Source organism: Bacteroidota bacterium (assembly GCA_034723125.1).
GTDB lineage: Bacteria > Bacteroidota > Bacteroidia > CAILMK01 > JAAYUY01 > JAYEOP01.
The window spans coordinates 1-1,680 of record JAYEOP010000541.1 but is presented as its reverse complement, the minus strand read 5'-3'; the positions used below and the strand labels follow the sequence as shown (position 1 = coordinate 1,680).

Here is a 1,680-nt window from a genome sequence, read left to right as displayed (position 1 = left end):
TCATTTTAAAAAGTGGTCCATAAGATGGGCTTTTATCACTTTTTGGCTCTCTAACTTTTTTTGCTATATAATATACAAAATTATCCAATTGTTTAATTCCAATCACTTCAAATCCACAATAATATAATCTGCCCAATCCTTCCGCCTTAGAAAGCGCTCGATTTTTTCCATTAGTAAATAAAAAATAAATTTTCTGTAAAAACGGCAACTTAGGAAACACTCGTTTCCAAATAAAATCAAAAATATTTATAAATACTGCAATAAAGTATGGATATTTTTTTAAATATCTTGAATATCTGCCTTCATTTGGCTCAAATAATCCAATATAAATTCCATTCAATTGTAATTTTTCATTTACTTTAATAAAATATTCATTAATCTTTCGTATATCATTTATCTCTCGCAAATTGATGAATAATTCAAGATATTCATCTGGAATAACCTCGATATTATATGGATTTGCAGAATTAATAACTTCAGTTTTTCCCATCTGAATCGAATCTATTTCTAACAATTTATTAATAAATTCAAATATTTTTGTATTTTTCCTCAGGTAAACATTTTTTAATTTTTCTTTAAATGATATCTTATCCAATTTCGTTGAAATAATTTTATGCTTTACATCTTGAAACTGCTCCTCGCTATCAATTAGAATTTCATTAGATTTTATTTCGTTTACAGAGAAATATTTTATAGATATTTCGTCTGTTTTTTGTGGATGCTTTATAATAAAAACAAGAGTGACCAAAATAAAATAATTTCCAACAAAAAATAGTAAGGATTCTATTATTACTATTTGATTATCCAGATTTAATCTGAATATGAATAAATTAAAAAGCATTAAACTCACAAAAAATATCATTGATTTAATATGCGGATAAATTGCTTTAAAATAATTTTCTTTGACAGAGATGTTAAATTGATGTGTGTAAAATGCACTTACCAACCAAATAAAATATATTACCGCATAAACAATTAAATAATTTTCACTTGGCGAAACAGGTAACCAATATCTCACCATTAATATAATTGTACCTGTCAACAATAAAAAACCAAGTAAAAAGGTAGAAAAACTATTAATATTGATTGGTATGAAAATATGCCTTTTAAATACTGTGCTAATTTTTAAATTATAATTTAATGTCTTTAGTAATAATTCTATAAAAAATGCAATTGTTATTGAAAGTAATAACACCATACGAGAAACATCTATCATTTCAATTTTGAATGATATAAATGCTAAAACACCCAACATAATAAAAAAAGAATTTATATTTGGTTTAATATAGGATGAAAATTTATTCCTTTTTGCTTTTGTAAATTTTCGAGTGACAATAGACGAAATAAACCAAGCACCAATATAAGTGCTAAAATATTTGATATAAAAATTACTATACTCTATTCCACCTTTTTTAATAAAATATATTATTAAAAAAGAAACTGAATAGAGTAAAAAATTTGTGATAATGTTTAATGTTTTTTTGTGTTTCATAAATTATTTGGGTTTTAGGTTTTGGGTTTTAGGTTTTAGGCCTTTGGTGTTGGGATTGGGGTTTTGATCTATATTTAATTAAATTTGATAATTTCTTTGAAATCAGCTCACATTGGGCAATAATTTTTTCTTTTTCTTCATTATCAATATAACCAATTTCTGAAGCAATAATTGTTTGCGTTATTACT

At 24.3% G+C, this 1,680-nt stretch carries 1 protein-coding gene; it reads right to left on the bottom strand.

Features of this window, described 5'->3' with window-relative positions:
• A partial coding sequence (locus U9R42_13940; GenBank protein ID MEA3497124.1) for a hypothetical protein occupies positions 1 to 1,492 on the bottom strand: 1,492 nt, incomplete at its 3' end.
• Between the last annotated feature and the right edge of the window lie 188 nt (positions 1,493 to 1,680).